This window comes from Glycomyces sp. NPDC048151 (assembly GCF_043202775.1).
Taxonomy (GTDB): Bacteria; Actinomycetota; Actinomycetes; order Mycobacteriales; family Micromonosporaceae; genus Glycomyces.
On record NZ_JBIDBB010000003.1, the window covers coordinates 554,167 to 568,051 of the forward strand.

The window sequence follows — 13,885 nt, forward strand, 5'->3', positions numbered from 1 at the left end:
GCCATGTCCGAAGAGGATGAGTTCGAGCGCGCCGAGTACGGGAAGCTCGAAGAAGGCCAGAGCAGCGCCGAGTACACGACCTCGCTCAACGAGCTGAAGGTCAGCCCCCAGTGCAGCCACGACGCGTGCACCAACGCCGCCGAGGACCCGGCCGAGCCCGCCTGGGTCAAGCTCATGTCGGCCGTCCCCGTGGCCGCCCAGATCGACAGCCTCAAGGCCGCCCGCGAGGGCACCATGATGCTCCCCGAGGGCAAGTCCATCAAGAGCATGGTCTCCTCGATCCGCCCGCAGCCCGAGGCCGACTACGCGCTCGACACGATCCGCGACCAGTGGGTCGAGTTCCAGGAGGCGTTCGCGTCGATCTCCCCGAAGCTCAAGGAGGGCCTGGCGACCCTCTCGGGCTTCTGGAAGGGCGACGACTTCGACGCGTTCGAGGAGCAGGCCGAGACGGTCCTCAAGAACTGCACCACGATCAGCGGCGACATCGCGGGCGAGGACGGCAAGGGCGGCGTGGTCAAGCTGCTCGACGACAAGCAGGCCGAGATCTACGAGCAGCAGGGCGGCACCTCGTGCGTCTACCCCGCGCCGAAGTTCTACATGCAGGGCACCAGCTGCGGCTCGCACCAGATCCACATCCGCCCGCCGTTCTTCAAGAACTGCGAGATCCACAAGAACGACGAGATCGCGAAGGCGGTCGAGCTCGCCGGGTTCGACCCGACGGTGATCGACGAGGTCCAGGAGGGCCGCGAGACCACCTACAACCGCTGGATCGAGTACGTCAACGCCAACCCCGAGTACGAACAGGACGGTCTCAAAGGGGAGGAGCTGGCCCGCAAGAAGGCCGACGAGTACGCCGACGAGCGCCTGATCTCCTTGGGCGCGCAGGGTTCCGAGCAGCTGGAGGAGGAGGCCGCCCGCGTCAACGAGGAGGTCACCGAGCGGCACGCGAACGTCGAGGCCCACGTCCAGGAGATCACGCCGGATGTGCGCAAGGGCGAGCAGACCACCTTCAACGACGGCGAGACCGACAAGTTCGACCCGCCGGAGCTCGACACCGGCGACGGCGGCGGCATGCCCGACCTCGAAGGCGCGGGGATGGACTCGATGGCCCCGCCCGGGTCCCTGGACTCCTTGGGCGGCAACACCGGCGGCCTGAACGGCGAGGGCCTGGGCGGGAACGGGCTCGGTGGCAACGGTAGCGGGAGCCTTCCCAACAGCGTCAACAGCGCCAATGACCTCAATGGACTGAACGAGGCGAACCCGTTCAGCTCCAGCACCGACCCCGACGACCTCACCGGCAGCGGCGGCGACCTGCCCTCCGCCTACAACGGGGGGAGCAACCTGGACTCCCTCGGCGGCGCGAACGGCCTCGGCACCGGGAGCGGCGTCCCGCCGACCGACTACACGGGCGGCACCGGCCTCAACGGCCTGGACGACAACCCCTGGAACTCGACCACCGACCCCGACGACGTCTCCGGCGGTCTCGCCAGCGGCGGCACGACCACCTTGCCGCCCAGCAGCATCGGCGGCACCGGGCTCGGCCCGGGCAGCAGCCACCTCCCGCCCGCGATGACCACGCCCGCCCCGACGCGCACTCCCGGGATCACCCCGCCGCGTTCGTCGCTGCCGCGCGGCAAGGGCCTCGACACCGGGAGCACCGGTCCCCGCAAGCTCGATTCGGGCCGCTCTTCCGGCGGCCTCTCCGGCAAGGGCCTCGGCGGCACGAGCGGCGGCGGCACGCCCCCCGGCTCTGGCGGGCGCGGCGGCGGCCTGGGCGGCTCCGGAGGCGGCGGACGCGGCCTCGGCGGCGCGATGGGCGCGGGCGCGGCCGGAGCGGCGGGCGCCGGAGCGGGTGCCGGAGGCCGCGGCGCGGGCGGCGCGGGCGGCATGATGGGCCCCGTCGGGGGCGGCCAGCGCCCCGGCGGCGAGGACAAGGAGCTGGAGCGCCAGTTCTGGATCGCCGAGGACGAGGACGTCTGGGGCGGCGGACCCGAGGACGAGGAAGAGGACCCCTACGCGTAGGGCCTCGCAGACCAATCACCGCAAGAGAAACCGGAGCCTTCATTGTTCAATGAGGACAAAATCGCCGAGCAGCTGGCGGCGGCCCGCGCGGAGCTGAACGCCGTGGCCGCGACCCAGGTCGGGCCGCCCGAGCCGGTCACCGTCGAGAACGAGAAGGGCCGCATTCGCGTCACCGTCGGCTCTGACGGCCGCCTCACGGAGCTGATGGTGAGCGCCAGGGCGATCCGCGACGGCTCGGACGACCTCGGCCCGCAGTTGATGCAGCTCGTCAACGAGGCGCTCGACAAGCACCGCGAGCACACGAACACGCCTGAGGCCGTGCCGGACCTGAACGCCATCAACGAGAAGTTCGCGGAGATGCAGGACCGTTCGCTGCGCAACTTCGCGGCGATGAGCCAGCAGATCACCGAGACCATGGCCAAGCTCCAGAACCGGTCCGCGTAGTGGCCGGGGTCGAGATCACGCCCGAGTCGATGCACAAGTCGGCCGGGGACATGGACGCGGTGAAGGACCAGATCCAGGCGCTCATCGACAAGTTCAACGGCAAGGTCGAGGAGTACGCGGACGCGTTCGGCGGGGACGAGATCGGCTCGCTGCTGGGCATGGCGCACGAGGCCTGCACCGGGGCGCTCAACGACTGCTTCACCACGAACATCGAGGAGCTCGTCCAGTACGGGCAGAACATCCGCGAGATGGCCGACAGCCACCAGGCCACCGACGACGAGATCGCGAAGGGCTTCGAACAGCTCCTCGGCGAGCTCGGCCGCTGAACCGCTGCACAGGAAGGCGATACGCACATGGGCATGGACCTGCCCCCGGAGGTCGCGGGACTGCTGAGCGCCGTCACCGGCTCGACCTGGCCCGAATCGGACGAGGAGTCGATGTTCCGCCTGGCGGGGGAGTGGACGGCGATGGCCGACGAGCTCGCACCGCTCATCGAGCAGCTGCAGCAGGCGGCGGCCACCGTCCCGGCGAACAACGCGGGCGCCGACATCGACGCGTTCCAGACCCGCTGGGACGCCGAGGAGTCGGCCGCCCGGAACCTCGCCGACGCCGGTGATCCGTCCAATGTGATCAACATCGGGCTCACCGTGGGCGCGGGCCTGGTGCTGGCCCTGAAGATCCAGATCATCATCCAGCTGGTCATCCTCGCGATCCAGATCGCGCAGGCGATCGCGTTCGCGGCCGTGACCTTCGGGGCGTCGCTGGCGCAGATCCCGATCTTCAAGAAGATCGTCGGGACCATCATCGACCAGCTGATGGAGATGGCCACCAACCGGATCCTGAATGGTTAAACGCAAGCGCTCCAACGCCTCTGAAGGCGAGGCGCCGGGGGCGAAGCTCGTCTCGGGCGTCCTGGAGGACCGCCGGACCTACCGCCAGGGCGAGGGCCTGGGCGACGGGGACCGCACACCCGACGCCGACCGGGTCTCCGGCCCGCCCGCCCCGGGCTGGCGGCACCCGGACAACCCCGACAAGGCGCTGCACCCCGACGACAACGCCGCCGTCGACAAGTTCCTCGACGACGCCCGCAAGGCCGAGGAGCGGACCACGCCCTCGATCCTGAAGGCGATGGACGAGAACGACGGCCGCCCGCTGGGCCTGGAGTACCGCCTCAAGGGCGAGGAGTCGCTCAAGCTCAAGGTCGCCAACATGCTCGACGAGGACCCCGACCTCGACGTCGACGGCGCTTTGAAGAAGGTGAACGACTCGGTCCGCTACACCGTCGAGTTCGACGGGAAGGACTACACGAAGGGCGCGGGCGGCGTGCACGATTCGCTGCGCCGGGACGGCTTCGAGCCGGTCGGCGACCGCGGCCGTTTCAACTGGGCCGAAGGCCCTGGTTACAAGGGCATCAACACCACTTGGAAAGATCCGCAGACCGGCACGCAGTTCGAGGTCCAGTACCATACGCCGGGCAGTTTCTCGGCGAAGCAGAGCACGCACGACCTGTACGACCAGATGAAGCTGGTCGAGTGGGGCGGCTCGGACTGGAAGCGGCTGCAGGCGGAGCAGGACAAGACGTTCGGCGCGGTGGAGCTGCCCGAGGGCGTCGAGAGTCTGAGGTGGATGGATGGAAAACGTTAAGTACTACTTCAAGACCGACGAGGACCGCGGCCGCTCGAACCCGGCGGCGATCATGCGGCGCTTCACCTCCGAGGACTCCCGCCGCGACGAGGTCTACAACTTCCGGCTGCGGCGCTGGACCGCCACGGAGTTCTTCGACAAGCACCGGCTCGGGCACAACGAGTTCGACTACGTCGAGGTGCCGCAGGAGGAGGCGGAGCGGATGCTCGCCGAGAAGGCCCGCCGCCAAGCCGAGAAGGGCCGCTGATGCCACCCAAGAAGGGCAAGAAGGGCGCCAAGGGCGCGAAGCTCGTCTCGGGCGTCCTGGACGACGACAAGACCTTCGTCGAGGGCTCGAAGCTCCCCGGCGGCAAGCAGAAGACCCGCCCGGACGCGAGCAAGCAGGAGTTCAACAAGCAGGACGAGGACGCCATCGCGTTCTACTCCGGCCCCGGTTTCCGGGACCTGAACAAGTACCTGCGCGACCCCGACTCGGTGAAGAACCCGCGCCAGAAGGCCGAGTACGACGCCCAGGCCGCGAAGATCTCCAACGCCCTCAACAAGATGGACACGTTCGACGGCACCACCTACCGCGGCACGTCGAACAAGGCCAGGGACCTCTACAACAAGGGCGACGTGGTCGAGGAGAAGGCCTTCACCAGCAGCTCCAAGGACAAGACCGAGGCGGAGCAGTTCGCCAAGTGGGACGGCGCCCTCATCGAGATCAAGGGCAGGAACGGCCACGCGATCGAGAACTACACCAAGTTCCAGGGCCAGGACGAGGTCGTCTTCGACCGCAACTCGAAGTTCAGGGTCACCGACGTCGACAAGTCGAGCGACCAGTACAAGATCTTCCTCGAGGAGATGTAGGCCGGTTCACCGCGGCGGGACGATCTGGTTGACCGCCGCGGTGACGAGCGCCGCCGTGCGCTCCTCGCCGAACACGTCCGGCAGTGTCAGCCGCTCCACGATGAGCCAGCTGAGCGCCAGGTAGAGCAGCTCCACGGTCTCGGCGTCCCCGGGCATCCCTGCCTCGAGGTGGAACCGGATGTTCTGCTGGACGTTCTCGCGGATCTGCTCGGTGAGGACCTTCGCCAGCTCGGGGCGGCGCGTGGCCTCGAGCCGCAGCTCCAGCATCGCCAGGTAGCCCGAGCCGAACGCGGTGATGCGCCCGACCATCTCGTGCATCAGCCGCTCCACCGTGGCACGCGTGCGCGGCAGCGCGAGCGCTTCGCCGACCACGTCGGCCCCTGGGTCGAGCCGCTGGAACACCCGCTGGCCCGCCTGCATCAGGAGCGCGTCGCGGTTCGGGAAGTAGTTCGACGCTGTGCCGACCGGCACACCCGCCCGGCTGTCGACGGCGCGGAACGTGAGCCCGCGGGCCCCCTGGTCTGCGAGTACTTCGATGGCCGCGTCGACGAGCGCCGTCCGGCGCTCGGGGTTCTGGCGCATTTCCTCCACCCTTCGGTTGACACCACTACAAGCGTAGTGCTAAATTCAAACCACTTCATTCATAGTACTTCAAACGGAGTGTGTATGCGCAAGCAGAACCGCGAGCTCACCTACTACATCGGCGCGACCATCGACGGCTTCATCGCCGGACCCGACGACCAGGTCGAGGACTTCCCGCTCGACGCCGACCTGCTCGACACCATCACCACCGAGTGGCCGGAGACCATCCCGACCCACCTCCGCGAGCCGCTGGGCGTCGCCGACGCCCCCAACCGCAACTACGACGCCCTCATCATGGGCAGGGGCACCTACGACCCGGGCCTGAAGCTCGGCATCACCAGCCCCTACTCCCACCTGAAGCAGTACGTCGTCTCCACCACCCTCGGCGCCGACACCGACCCGGACGTCACGTTCGTCGCCGAAGACCCGCTCGCCTTCGTCCGCGACCTCAAAGCCCAAGAGGGCGGCGGCATCTGGCTCTGCGGCGGCGGCAAGCTCGCCGCCGCGCTCATCGACGAGATCGACCAGATCATCGTCAAGCGCTACCGGGTCCTCATCGGCGGCGGCATCCCGATGTTCGACGGCCCCTACAAGCCGACGGCGTTCACGCTCGTCGACAACCGCTCCCTGCCCTCCGGAGCCTCCATCCAGACCTACCGAAAGGCCTAGACACCTTGGCGAACCGCGAGCTCACCTACTACGTCGCCACGTCGATCGACGGCTACATCGCCGGCCCCGCGGGGCAGTTCGACGCCTTCCCGATCCCGCCCGACGTCTCGGCCGCCATGAACGAGGCCCGGCCCGAGACCGTCCCGACCGCCTACCGCGCACCCGCCGGGCTCGCCGACGCCCCGAACCGCCTGTACGACACCGTCCTCATGGGCAGGGGCACGTACCTGCCCGGCCTCGCCGAAGGTCACCCCAGCCCGTACGCCCATCTGCGCCAGTACGTCTTCTCCAGTACGCTCGACCCGGCCATCGCCGAGGACGTGGTGTTCACCGCCGCCGACCCGGTCGCGGTCGTGCGCGACCTCAAACGGCAACAGGGGAAGGGCATCTGGCTCTGCGGCGGCGGCCGGCTCGCGGGCGCGCTCATCGGCGAGATCGACGAGATCGTCGTCAAGCGCTACCCGCTGGTCTTCGGCGGCGGCATCCCGATGTTCGCCGGAACCTACGTGCCCACGGGCTTCACGCTCACCGACGACCGCGCCTTCGATTCGGGGGCGGCCGTCCAGACCTACCGAAAGGCATAGCCCCGTGCGAACCCTCCAACTCCTCGCGCTCCTCGCCTCCACCCTCAGCGTCGGCCTCATGGCCGGGCTGTTCACCGGGTTCTCCTACGCGGTGATGCCCGGCCTCAAGGTCCTCGACGACCGCGGCTGGATCAGTGGGATGCAGAGCATCAACCGCGTGATCCTCAACGGCTGGTTCATGACCGCGTTCCTCGGCTCGGTGCTCTTCACCGTCGCCGCGCTGGCGCTGAACTGGTTCTCCGGGAATCGCGCCGCGTCCCCGTGGCTCCTGCTCGCCCTCGTGCTCGCCCTGGTCATGTTCATCGGGACCGTCGCGGTGAACGTGCCCATGAACGACCGCCTCGAAGCCGCGGGCGACCCGGCCGCCATCGCCGACCCCGCCGCGCTGCGCGCGAGCATCGAGTCCCGCTGGATCGCCTGGAACACCGTCCGCGGCGTCGCCTCGCTCCTGTCGCTCCTGGCCCTCGCCTGGGCCCTCGTCGTCCACGGCCGCAACTCCTTAGCCGACGAAGAACGGGGCGACCATCACTGGTCGCCCCGTTTTGCTTCGCGTCGCTTAGCAGCCGATGCTGCCGAAGCGCTCCTTGACCACGTTCACCACGGACGGGCGGGGGAGCGCGCCCTCGGGGCCGTCGGGCCACTGCGAGAGCGGGACCTCGGCGCTGGCTCCGTCGATCTCGCCCGGGTGCTGCACCGCGACCAGGATGTGGCGGTCCTGGACGACCGGGCCGCAGGTCTCCGCGCCGAGCGGCACGGTGAGGAACTGCTTGGTCAGGCCGCGGGTCGAGCCGGAGAGCGAGACGCCGAAGAGGCCGTCGTTCATGCCCAGCGCGTTGCCGTCGGTGGAGATCCACAGGTTGCCCTGCGGGTCGAACGCGACGTTGTCCGGGCACGAGATCGGGCTGACCTTGTCCTTCGGGTAGCCCGAGAAGTACGTGGACGGGTCCTCGGGGTCGCCGCAGACGAGCAGCAGGCTCCACCCGAAGGTCAGCGCGGCGACGTCGTTGTTCTTCTCGGTCAGCTCGAGCACGTGCCCGTGCTTGTTGCTGTTGCGCGGGTTGGCCTCGTCGGCCGGGGCCTTGCCGCTGGTGCCGCGCTGGGAGTTGTTCGTCAGTGCCGCGTACACCTTGCCGGACTTCGGGTTGACCTCGACGTCCTCGGGACGGTCCATCTTGGTCGCGCCGACCTTGTCGCCCGCGAGACGCGTGAACACGTACACCTCTTCGGCGGTCATGCCGTCCACGAAGGACTCGTCGCCGCTGGCGAGCTTGATCCACTCGCCCGAGCCGTCGAACGCGGCGTCGTCGGGGAGCGCGCCGGTGCCGTCGATCTCGCCGGGGCTGTCGCCGGTGAACTTGGCGACGTACAGGGTGCCCTCGTCGAGGAGCTTGCGGTTGTGCTCGCGCGCGCTCCTGCTGCTGCCGGACTTCATCTTGTGCTTGGAGACGAACTTGTACATGTAGTCGAAGCGCTCGTCGTCGCCCATGTACACGACCACGCGGCCCTGGCGGTCCACGCGCGGCCCGGCGCCCTCGTGCTTGAAGCGGCCCAGGGCGGTGCGCTTGCGCGGGGTCCAGTCGGGGTCGTACGGGTCGAGCTCGACGATCCAGCCGAAGCGGTTGGGCTCGTTGGGCTCCTGGAGCACGTCGAACCGCGGGTCGTACTGCTCCCACTTGCGCTCGCTGGCGTTCCCGGAGAGGCCGTAGCGGGCCAGGCGCGCCTTCGCGGTCGCGTCGGTCACCTGCCCGGCGTTCGCGAAGTACTGGTTGAAGTTCTCCTCGCCGGAGAGGATCGTGCCCCACGGGGTGACGCCGCCCGCGCAGTTGTTGAGCGTGCCGAGCGCCAGGGCGCCTTCGGCGTCGGCGGTCGTCTTCAGCAGGTCGCTGCCCGCGGCCGGTCCGGAGAGGACGAACTCGGACGTGGCGGTGATGCGGCGGTTGAGCTCGTGCCCGACGACCGGGGTGAGGTCGCCGTTGTCCTTGTCCTCCTTGAGGACCACCACGGACAGGCCGTGCGAGGCCCAGCCGATCTCGACCTGCTCGCGCGTGGGAGCGGCCGAGTCGTAGCCGTAGTGCATCATCTCTTCGCTGGTGTACTCGTGGTTGGCGACGAGCACCTTGCGGCGGCGCTCGCCGGGGAGGTCCATGAGCGCCAGGAAGTCGCAGTTGTAGCCGAACTGCCCGGCCGCGTCCTCGGGGGTCTGCGCCTCGGGGTCGAACTCGTTGACGTCGTCGAGGATCGGGTCGCCCCAGCGGATCACGACCTGCTGCTCGTACCCGTCGGGGATCGTGACGGCGTCCTCCTTGTTCGGTTCCACGGCATCGAAGCGCAGCCCGCGCGGGACCGAGCCCCAGAACGCCGAGCCCTCTTCCGAGGCCTCGGAGGCGAAGACGGCACTGCCGCCGAGCGCCCCCGCGACGCCCGCGCCCGCGGTCACCATGGCGCCGGTCTTGAACAGGGAGCGGCGGGAGACGACGCCCGCGATGAGGTCGCCCATGTAGGGGTTGTCCGAGGTGTTCGGCACGGGGTGGCTGCAGGCGTCGCCGCAGCGGTAGAGGCAGGTCAGCTGCGAGCGGCCGCCGATGTGGTCGGACAGGAGCGGCAGCTTGCGCCGCTTGGCGGCGTCACGGTGATTCATTTGGGACTCCTATGGCAGTACGTCCGGAACAGGATCGCCGACGCACGGGTCGGGGCGGCGGATCGGCGCGTTCCGATTTCGGAGGCTATTGGCCGCGGGTACCCCGCTCGCCAACCGAACATGAACAGGAAGTGAAGGGGCGCTCTCGGATTGCGCAAGGACACACGTTTTCGGAAACGTTTTCGGAGCGGATCCGGAGAGACCGCGTTCCGCAGCGTGGGACCCATGTATCGGTAAATGCACGGCCCGGGTAGCCTGTCCGAAAACCTTTTCCGTCCGTCCTCTCCGCCACGCCGAAGGAACCGCCATGCCCGCTCCGCAACGGACCTCCCTCCCCATCGCCGACGTGCAGATCGCCGACGGGTTCTGGTCCCCGCGCCGCGAGACCGTGCGCACCCGCACCATCCCCCACCAGGAGACCCGCCTGCGCGAAGGCGGCATGTTCGACGCCCTCCTCCTCACCCCCCGCAGCCACGACGACGACGACCGCGAGCGCTTCCCGATCTTCTGGGACTCCGACGTCGCCAAGTGGATCGAGGCCGCCAGCAACGTCCTCGCCACCGGCGAGAACCCCGAACTCGATGCGGCCGTGGACAAGGCGATCGACCTCCTCGCCGGAGCCCAGCAGGAGGACGGCTACCTCAACAACTACTTCACCGCCGTCAAGCCCGGGAAGCGCTTCACCGACCTCAGCGACGCCCACGAGCTCTACTGCGCCGGACACCTCATCGAAGCGGGCGTCGCCCACTACGAGGCCACCGGCAAGACCGGCCTCCTCGACATCGTCCGCCGCTACGCCGACCTCATCGACCGCGAATTCGGCCCCGGCGGCTCCTGCGAAGGCGGCTACGACGGCCACCAGGAGATCGAACTCGCCCTCGTCAAGCTCTACCGCGCCACCGGCGAACGCCGCTACCTCGACCTCTCCCTGCGCTTCATCGACAACCGCGGCACCAGGCCCTTCTACTTCGACGTCGAAGGCGAGCGCCGAGGCCACGCCGGGTACTTCGCCGGACGCGAGGCGCGCCCCTTCACCCCGCGCGACCAGCGCGGCCGCGAATACGCCCAGTCCCACGCGCCCGTCCGCGAGCAGGACACCGTTGTCGGCCACTCCGTGCGCGCCATGTACCAGTACGCCGCCATGGCCGACCTCGCCCTCGAACTCGGCGACGACGGCCTGCGCGACGCCTGCGAACGCCTCTGGGACGACCTCGTCTCCACCAAGCTCTACGTCACCGGCGGCATCGGCTCCGACCCCTCCATCGAGGGCTTCGGCAAGGCCTACGACCTCCCCGACTTCACCGGCTACGCCGAGACCTGCGCCGCGATCGGCCTCGTCCTCTGGGCCCACCGCATGATGATCCTCACGGGCGACGCCAAGTACGTCGACGTCCTCGAACGCGCGCTCTACAACGGCGTCCTCTCCGGCGCCTCCGCCGACGGCACCAAGTACTTCTACGGCAACCCCCTCGCCAGCGACGGCACCGTCGAACGCAGCGACTGGTTCGACTGCGCCTGCTGCCCGCCCAACCTCGCCCGGCTCCTCACCTCCCTGGAGCAGTACGCCTACGTCGCCGACGCCGACGGCCTGTGGGTCAACCTCTACGTCACCGGCTCCGCCCGCTTCGCCCACGGCGGCCAGCGGGTCACCGTCGCCCAGGAGAGCGACTACCCCTGGGACGGCGCGATCGCCTTCACGATCACCGAAGCCGAAGCGCCCCTTCCCATGACGTTCCGCCTGCGCCTCCCCGAATGGGCCACCGGCGCCGCCACGGTCAGCGTCAACGGCACGGTCCTGCCGTACACCACCGACAAGGGCTACGCCGTCCTCGACCGCACCTGGGCCCTCGGCGACCGCGTCGAACTCACCCTCCCGATGGCCCCCGCGCTCGTCCGCGCCGACCCCCGCGTCACCTCCGCCGCAGGCAAGGTCGCCATCCAGCGCGGGCCTGTCGTCCACTGCGTCGAAGAGGTCGACAACGCCGCCCCCGTCCCGCGCCTCCTCGTCAGCCGCGGCGGCGAACTCCGCACCGAGCACGCCGACGGCCACGACGTCATCGTCGCCGCGGGCCTGGTCGACGGCCCCGCGCCCGAAGGCCTCTACGCCACCGCGCCCCTGCAGGCCCAGCCGACCGAGATCCGCACCGTCCCCTACTACGCGTGGGCGAACCGCGGCAAGGGCACCATGGCCGTCTGGGTCCGCGAGGCCCTCTAGCCCGATCGCCAGCGCCTAGGGCCCGTGCTTTGGGGCCGGCCGGTCGACATCCGGCCCATTCGCCCGCTCGCTGCGTTGTCGGCCTTCCCGATACAACCCCGGTATCGGAAAGGCCTTCCGCCTTGCGAGCGAACAAATGGACTCGGATCTCGCCACGCCCGGCCCCAAAGCACGGGCCCTGTCGGTGCCCCATGGGAACCTGGCCCCATGGCTTACGACAAGGCGCTGGCCGAGCGGGTCCGCGACATCTTCGACAACCGGCCGTACGTGACCGAGAAGTTCATGTTCGGCGGCCTGTGCTGGTTCGCGCACGGGAACATGGCCGCGGCCGTCCTGGGCGGCGGCGGGGCGATGATCCGGGTCGGCCGCGACGATTTCCCCGACCTCGTCCTGGAGTCTGGAGCGGAGCCGATGGTCATGGGCGGCAACGACTCCAAGACCTGGATCCGCATCGATGAAGACGTCTGCGCCTCCGACGACCAGCTGCGCGCCTGGATCGAGCGCGGCCTGTCGTACGCGGAGTCCCTGCCCCGCAAGTGATCACCGCCCGGGCGACAGCGGCAGCGGGAGCCGCTGGAGCGTGCCCGCCGTGAACAGCGCGGCGGGCCTGCCGCCGTCCCTCGTTGTCGTCGCCCCGGTGGGCCTGAGGAAGTCCTCGATGCGAGTGACCTTGCGGTGGAAGTTCCCCGGGTCGAGCTTGGTCTCCCAGACGATCTCGTAGACGCGCCGCAGTTCGGCGATGGTGAACTCCTCGCGGCAGAACGCGGTCGCGTCGGTCGTGTACTCCAGCTGCCGCCGCGCGTGCTCGACCGCCCTCTCCAGGATCTCGACGTGGTCGAACGCCAAGGGCTCCTTGAGGGCCCGGTCGACGGGCAGCCACTGCGTCGACGCCGCGTCGCCGCCCGCGCGCGACTCGCCGGGGTGCGGCACGAGCGCGGCGAAGGCGACGCTGATCACGCGCCTTCGCGGATCGCGCTCGGGCCCGGAGTAGACGCCGATGCTGTCGAGCCGCGACGCCGACTTCGGTATCCCGGTCTCCTCGAACAGCTCCCGCGCGGCCGCCTGCTCGACGGTCTCGTCGGGTTCGACGAACCCTCCGGGGAGCGCGAGCCTGCCCTGGTACGGCGGGTTGGCGCGCTTGATGAGCAGGACCGAGAGCGCGCCGTCGCGGATTGTCAGGATCGCCACGTCGGCCGCCACGAAGTACTGCGGGCTCGTGCTGTCGCTCATGATGATCCCCTTATTGACGTCTTGACAATTAATGGCGGCGCGTTATACGCTCGCTCTTGTTGTTATATCAACAATAACCGAGGCTCCGCCACACCCCCTGGAGACGCGATGAACGACCTGCCGACCGCCGTCCTCTGCACACCGATCGACCTCGAACGCCGCGCGGTGCTCGACCTGCTCCCGGGGCGCGAGTTCACCGACCACGAAATCGGCGGCACCGTCTACCGCGAGACCGAGTTCGAAGGCCCCCAAGGGGTCTGGCGTCTCGTCCTGGCCATGGCCGGGCGCGGCAACGAGCGCGCCGCCGCGTCCGTCGAGCACGCCCTCGCCACCTGGCGCCCGCAGATCCTCGTGCTCTGCGGCATCGCCGGGGGCCTGCGCGACGCCCGCGTCGGCGACGTCGTGGCCGCCACCCACGTCTACGGCTACGAGTCCGGCCAGGACACCGACGACGGGCTCCTCCCGCGCCCCGAGTCCTTCCGCACGTCCTTCCCGCTCCACCAGCGCGCCCAGCTCATCGCCGAGGACACGTCCTGGTCCGAGGGTCTCGACGGCGCGCCCCGCGTCTTCCACCGCCCCATCGCCTCCGGCTCCAAGGTGATCACCGGCAACGCCTCGGCCTCCGCCGCGCTCATCAACCGCCACTCCAGCGACGCCCAGGCCGTCGACACCGAGAGCTACGGCGCGATGGCCGCCGCCCACCGCCGCCCCGCGGTGGACGCCTTCGTCGTCCGCGGCATCTCGGACCTGTTGGGCGACAAGACCAAAGAGGCGGACAAGCTGCGCCAGCCCGTCGCCGCCCGCAACGCCGCGGCCTTCTCCCTGGCCCTCATCGCCCGATCCAAGCCCAAGCAGGCCGAGATCCGCAAGATCGGCGGAGGCCGCAGCAACACCTACATAGGAGCGGTCGGCAACGGCGCCACCGCGAACATCGCCGCCATGGGCCCCAAGGCGAAAGGCCAGATCACCATCAACAACGGCAAGTAGGCCCGCCCCGACGAGAAAGGC

The 13,885-nt window shown here is 69.4% G+C and carries 15 protein-coding genes and 1 pseudogene; 13 read left to right on the forward strand and 3 right to left on the reverse strand.

Features of this window, described 5'->3' with window-relative positions; all coding sequences use genetic code 11:
* Positions 1-3 precede the first annotated feature (3 nt).
* Genes ACGGCP_RS09255 through ACGGCP_RS09285 form a run of 7 tightly spaced genes read left to right on the forward strand, consistent with a single transcriptional unit; the run spans position 4 to position 4,959 of the window.
* The gene (locus ACGGCP_RS09255; protein ID WP_392963328.1) at positions 4-2,022 is read left to right on the forward strand and encodes a hypothetical protein; all 2,019 of its coding nucleotides are present in this window, start codon (positions 4-6) and stop codon (positions 2,020-2,022) included.
* Positions 2,023-2,064: 42 nt separating this feature from the next.
* Positions 2,065-2,466, forward strand: coding sequence for a hypothetical protein (locus ACGGCP_RS09260; RefSeq protein ID WP_392963331.1), 402 nt, complete (start codon positions 2,065-2,067; stop codon positions 2,464-2,466).
* Positions 2,466-2,792, forward strand: coding sequence for a WXG100 family type VII secretion target (locus ACGGCP_RS09265; protein WP_392963332.1), 327 nt, complete (start codon positions 2,466-2,468; stop codon positions 2,790-2,792). Before ACGGCP_RS09260 ends, ACGGCP_RS09265 begins: the two co-directional genes overlap by 1 nt.
* 33 nt (positions 2,793-2,825) lie before the next feature.
* Positions 2,826-3,317 carry a hypothetical protein gene (locus ACGGCP_RS09270; protein WP_392963335.1) on the forward strand — a complete coding sequence of 164 codons (492 nt, stop codon included), beginning with the start codon at positions 2,826-2,828 and terminating at the stop codon, positions 3,315-3,317.
* Positions 3,310-4,110, forward strand: a complete 801-nt coding sequence (locus ACGGCP_RS09275; RefSeq protein ID WP_392963337.1) for a hypothetical protein — start codon at positions 3,310-3,312, stop codon at positions 4,108-4,110. The genes ACGGCP_RS09270 and ACGGCP_RS09275 overlap by 8 nt, the downstream gene beginning before the upstream one ends.
* Positions 4,097-4,357, forward strand: a complete 261-nt coding sequence (locus tag ACGGCP_RS09280; protein WP_392963339.1) for a hypothetical protein — start codon at positions 4,097-4,099, stop codon at positions 4,355-4,357. The genes ACGGCP_RS09275 and ACGGCP_RS09280 overlap by 14 nt, the downstream gene beginning before the upstream one ends.
* Positions 4,357-4,959 carry an ADP-ribosyltransferase gene (locus ACGGCP_RS09285; RefSeq protein ID WP_392963341.1) on the forward strand — a complete coding sequence of 201 codons (603 nt, stop codon included), beginning with the start codon at positions 4,357-4,359 and terminating at the stop codon, positions 4,957-4,959. Before ACGGCP_RS09280 ends, ACGGCP_RS09285 begins: the two co-directional genes overlap by 1 nt.
* A 6-nt stretch (positions 4,960-4,965) precedes the next feature.
* Here ACGGCP_RS09285 and ACGGCP_RS09290 read toward each other — a convergent pair whose 3' ends face one another.
* Positions 4,966-5,541, reverse strand: a complete 576-nt coding sequence (locus ACGGCP_RS09290; protein ID WP_392963344.1) for a TetR/AcrR family transcriptional regulator — start codon at positions 5,539-5,541, stop codon at positions 4,966-4,968.
* Between the two features lie 84 nt (positions 5,542-5,625).
* On the opposite strand from ACGGCP_RS09290, the gene ACGGCP_RS09295 reads away from it, so the two are divergent.
* The 3 genes and pseudogenes from ACGGCP_RS09295 to ACGGCP_RS09305 form a co-directional block, all read left to right on the forward strand.
* Positions 5,626-6,210: a dihydrofolate reductase family protein gene (locus ACGGCP_RS09295; RefSeq protein WP_392963346.1), complete on the forward strand. Its 585-nt coding sequence runs from the start codon at positions 5,626-5,628 to the stop codon at positions 6,208-6,210.
* Positions 6,211-6,215: 5 nt separating this feature from the next.
* Complete coding sequence (locus tag ACGGCP_RS09300) at positions 6,216-6,794, forward strand: dihydrofolate reductase family protein (protein ID WP_392963348.1); 579 nt, start codon at positions 6,216-6,218, stop codon at positions 6,792-6,794.
* 178 nt (positions 6,795-6,972) lie between these two features.
* A pseudogene (locus tag ACGGCP_RS09305) lies at positions 6,973-7,194 on the forward strand (anthrone oxygenase family protein); the annotation flags it as partial.
* A 156-nt stretch (positions 7,195-7,350) separates the two neighbouring features.
* Here ACGGCP_RS09305 and ACGGCP_RS09310 read toward each other — a convergent pair.
* On the reverse strand, positions 7,351-9,432 hold the full coding sequence (locus ACGGCP_RS09310; protein ID WP_392963350.1) for a PhoX family protein: 2,082 nt from the start codon (positions 9,430-9,432) through the stop codon (positions 7,351-7,353).
* 307 nt (positions 9,433-9,739) lie between these two features.
* Between ACGGCP_RS09310 and ACGGCP_RS09315 the strand changes: the two genes are divergently transcribed.
* Both ACGGCP_RS09315 and ACGGCP_RS09320 read left to right on the forward strand, forming a co-directional pair.
* On the forward strand, positions 9,740-11,647 hold the full coding sequence (locus tag ACGGCP_RS09315; RefSeq protein WP_392963353.1) for a glycoside hydrolase family 127 protein: 1,908 nt from the start codon (positions 9,740-9,742) through the stop codon (positions 11,645-11,647).
* Positions 11,648-11,854: 207 nt separating this feature from the next.
* Positions 11,855-12,187, forward strand: a complete 333-nt coding sequence (locus ACGGCP_RS09320; RefSeq protein WP_392963355.1) for a TfoX/Sxy family protein — start codon at positions 11,855-11,857, stop codon at positions 12,185-12,187.
* On the opposite strand, the gene ACGGCP_RS09325 is transcribed toward ACGGCP_RS09320, so the two are convergent.
* Positions 12,188-12,883 (reverse strand): NUDIX domain-containing protein, encoded by a 696-nt coding sequence (locus ACGGCP_RS09325; RefSeq protein WP_392963603.1) that lies wholly within the window; start codon positions 12,881-12,883, stop codon positions 12,188-12,190. It abuts the gene before it with no gap.
* Between the two features lie 102 nt (positions 12,884-12,985).
* Here ACGGCP_RS09325 and ACGGCP_RS09330 point away from each other — a divergent pair, with 102 nt between their 5' ends.
* On the forward strand, positions 12,986-13,864 hold the full coding sequence (locus ACGGCP_RS09330) for a phosphorylase (RefSeq protein ID WP_392963358.1): 879 nt from the start codon (positions 12,986-12,988) through the stop codon (positions 13,862-13,864).
* Positions 13,865-13,885 lie beyond the last annotated feature (21 nt).

What these genes read in the sequence shown, in the direction of transcription:
- ACGGCP_RS09255 (WP_392963328.1), top strand. Translation starts at nt 4, where the DNA reads ATGTCCGAAGAGGATGAGTTCGAGCGCGCCGAGTACGGGAAGCTCGAA.
- ACGGCP_RS09270 (WP_392963335.1), top strand. Translation starts at nt 2,826, where the DNA reads ATGGACCTGCCCCCGGAGGTCGCGGGACTGCTGAGCGCCGTCACCGGC.
- ACGGCP_RS09275 (WP_392963337.1), top strand. Translation starts at nt 3,310, where the DNA reads ATGGTTAAACGCAAGCGCTCCAACGCCTCTGAAGGCGAGGCGCCGGGG.
- ACGGCP_RS09280 (WP_392963339.1), top strand. Translation starts at nt 4,097, where the DNA reads ATGGAAAACGTTAAGTACTACTTCAAGACCGACGAGGACCGCGGCCGC.
- ACGGCP_RS09285 (WP_392963341.1), top strand. Translation starts at nt 4,357, where the DNA reads ATGCCACCCAAGAAGGGCAAGAAGGGCGCCAAGGGCGCGAAGCTCGTC.
- ACGGCP_RS09290 (WP_392963344.1), bottom strand. Translation starts at nt 5,541, where the DNA reads ATGCGCCAGAACCCCGAGCGCCGGACGGCGCTCGTCGACGCGGCCATC.
- ACGGCP_RS09295 (WP_392963346.1), top strand. Translation starts at nt 5,626, where the DNA reads ATGCGCAAGCAGAACCGCGAGCTCACCTACTACATCGGCGCGACCATC.
- ACGGCP_RS09310 (WP_392963350.1), bottom strand. Translation starts at nt 9,432, where the DNA reads ATGAATCACCGTGACGCCGCCAAGCGGCGCAAGCTGCCGCTCCTGTCC.
- ACGGCP_RS09315 (WP_392963353.1), top strand. Translation starts at nt 9,740, where the DNA reads ATGCCCGCTCCGCAACGGACCTCCCTCCCCATCGCCGACGTGCAGATC.
- ACGGCP_RS09320 (WP_392963355.1), top strand. Translation starts at nt 11,855, where the DNA reads ATGGCTTACGACAAGGCGCTGGCCGAGCGGGTCCGCGACATCTTCGAC.
- ACGGCP_RS09330 (WP_392963358.1), top strand. Translation starts at nt 12,986, where the DNA reads ATGAACGACCTGCCGACCGCCGTCCTCTGCACACCGATCGACCTCGAA.